At 54.3% G+C, this 3,140-nt stretch carries 2 rRNA genes; both read left to right on the plus strand.

Features of this window, described 5'->3' with window-relative positions:
- Positions 1 to 2,764: ribosomal RNA gene (locus AC2FL1_RS23325) — 23S ribosomal RNA — on the plus strand; the annotation flags it as partial.
- Between the two features lie 232 nt (positions 2,765 to 2,996).
- A 5S ribosomal RNA gene (gene rrf / locus AC2FL1_RS23330) occupies positions 2,997 to 3,111 on the plus strand.
- Positions 3,112 to 3,140 lie beyond the last annotated feature (29 nt).

A 3,140-nucleotide genomic window follows, 5' to 3' on the forward strand; every position in this document is an offset into this window, starting at 1 on the left:
CTCTGCGATAAGTCATGGGGAGCCGAGAATAGGCTTTGATCCATGAATCTCCGAATGGGGCAACCCACCTGAATGTTTGTTATTGTTAGCCTCGCTATCAATAATGAGCATGAACAGGTACTTAAGACCTGAATACATAGGGTTTTAAGAGCAAACCCGGGGAACTGAAACATCTAAGTACCCGGAGGAAAGGAAATCAATTGATACTCCCCTAGTAGTGGCGAGCGAACGGGGACCAGCCGAGCCTTGAGAATGAGAAGAACATGTTGGGAAGCATGGCCATAGCGGGTGACAGCCCCGTATTCGAAGTTCGATGGGACGTATTAAGTAGGGCGGGACACGTGAAATCCTGTCTGAAGATCGGAGGACCACCTTCGAAGGCTAAGTACTCCTTGCTGACCGATAGCGAACCAGTACCGTGAGGGAAAGGTGAAAAGCACCCCGACGAGGGGAGTGAAACAGTACCTGAAACCGGACGCCTACAAGCAGTCGGAGGGACCTCGAGTCCTGACGGCGTACCTTTTGTATAATGGGTCATCGACTTGGTCTCACGAGCAAGCTTAAGCCGTTAGGTGTAGGCGCAGCGAAAGCGAGTCTTAATAGGGCGTCGAGTTCGTGGGATCAGACCCGAAACCGAGTGATCTAGGCATGGCCAGGTTGAAGGCAAGGTAACACTTGCTGGAGGACCGAACCCACATCCGTTGAAAAGGATCGGGATGAGCTGTGCCTAGGGGTGAAAGGCCAATCAAACTCGGAGATAGCTGGTTCTCCGCGAAATCTATTTAGGTAGAGCGTCATCCGAATACCCCGGGGGGTAGAGCACTGGATGGGTAATGGGGCCCCACAGGCTTACTGATCCTAACCAAACTCCGAATACCCGGGAGTACTAGATGGCAGACACACTGCGGGTGCTAACGCCCGTAGTGGAGAGGGAAACAACCCTGACCTCCAGCTAAGGCCCCCAATTCATGGCTAAGTGGGAAAGCAGGTGGGATGTCCAAAACAACCAGGAGGTTGGCTTAGAAGCAGCCATCCTTTAAAGATAGCGTAACAGCTCACTGGTCTAATCAAGACGTCCTGCGGCGAAGATGTAACGGGGCTCAAGCCATGAGCCGAAGCTGAGGATGCCGTAAGGCATGGTAGCGGAGCGTAGTGTGACATAGCTCCAATCCTCTTTAGCGTCCTTCGGGACGTCATGGAGGATAGGAAGCTTTCGATGAAGCCGGGGCGTGAGCCATCCGGTGGAGAGATCACTAGCGAGAATGATGACATGAGTAGCGACAAAGAGTGTGAGAGACACTCTCGCCGAAAGTCCAAGGGTTCCTGCTTAAAGCTAATCTGAGCAGGGTAAGCCGGCCCCTAAGCCGAGGCCGAAAGGCGTAGGCGATGGGAACCAGGTTAATATTCCTGGGCCAGGAGGATGTGACGGATCACGGATGTAGTTCAGCCTTATCGGATTGGTTGGGCTGCTGAGTGGTCCCTGGAAATAGCCCTCCATCAGACCGTACCCTAAACCGACACAGGTGGACTGGTAGAGAATACCAAGGCGCTTGAGAGAACGATGTTGAAGGAACTCGGCAAAATACCTCCGTAAGTTCGCGAGAAGGAGGCCCGGGTTCAAGGCAACTTGGATCCGGGGGCACAAACCAGGGGGTGGCGACTGTTTATTAAAAACACAGGGCTCTGCGAAGTCGCAAGACGACGTATAGGGTCTGACGCCTGCCCGGTGCCTGAAGGTTAAAAGGAGGGGTGCAAGCTCCGAATTGAAGCCCAGGTAAACGGCGGCCGTAACTATAACGGTCCTAAGGTAGCGAAATTCCTTGTCGGGTAAGTTCCGACCTGCACGAATGGCGTAACGACTTCCCCGCTGTCTCCAACATCGACTCAGCGAAATTGAATTGCCTGTCAAGATGCAGGCTTCCCGCGGTTAGACGGAAAGACCCCGTGCACCTTTACTACAGCTTCGCACTGGCATCAGGATTGTGATGTGCAGGATAGGTGGTAGGCTTTGAAGCAGGAACGCCAGTTCCCGTGGAGCCTCCCTTGAGATACCACCCTTCGCACTCTTGATGTCTAACCGCGGTCCGTCATCCGGATCCGGGACCCTGCGTGGCGGGTAGTTTGACTGGGGCGGTCGCCTCCTAAAGCGTAACGGAGGCGCGCGAAGGTTGGCTCAGAGCGGTCGGAAATCGCTCGTTGAGTGCAATGGCAGAAGCCAGCCTGACTGCAAGACTGACAAGTCGAGCAGAGACGAAAGTCGGCCATAGTGATCCGGTGGTCCCGAGTGGAAGGGCCATCGCTCAACGGATAAAAGGTACGCCGGGGATAACAGGCTGATACTGCCCAAGAGTCCATATCGACGGCAGTGTTTGGCACCTCGATGTCGGCTCATCTCATCCTGGGGCTGGAGCAGGTCCCAAGGGTACGGCTGTTCGCCGTTTAAAGAGGTACGTGAGCTGGGTTTAGAACGTCGTGAGACAGTTCGGTCCCTATCTGCCGTGGGTGTAGGATACTTGAGAGGAGTTGCCCCTAGTACGAGAGGACCGGGGTGAACGATCCACTGGTGGACCTGTTGTTGCGCCAGCAGCAGTGCAGGGTAGCTATGATCGGACAGGATAACCGCTGAAGGCATCTAAGCGGGAAGCCCCCCTCAAAACAAGGTATCCCTGAGGGCCGTGGAAGACCACCACGTCAATAGGCCGGAGATGTAAGCGCAGCAATGCGTTCAGTTGACCGGTACTAATCGCCCGATAGGCTTGATCCGATCCAGTAACAGAAAGACTGATCAAATGGCCTCAAGTAGCGCTCCGCGCGATAGGCCAAATCAAGAACCAAAAGCACCAACTCGACTTGGACAACACCGTGACAATCCAAAAATGGATTGAACCCGATTGATACCCTCCGCCCGGACAATACGGGTGGCAACGCGCTTTCCTTCGGAAAACGCTGCCTGCCACTCTCACTGTCCGAAAAGCGGACAGTGAGTATTTATTCGGTTTGGTGGTCATAGCGAGCGCAATACACCCGGTCCCTTCCCGAACCCGGAAGTTAAGTGCCTCCGCGCCAATGGTACTCGGGCTAAAGCCCCGGGAGAGTAGGTCACCGCCAAACCTAATAAATACTCATCTCTCTAATGCGAT

Source organism: Ruegeria sp. YKSF070, from assembly GCF_059612725.1.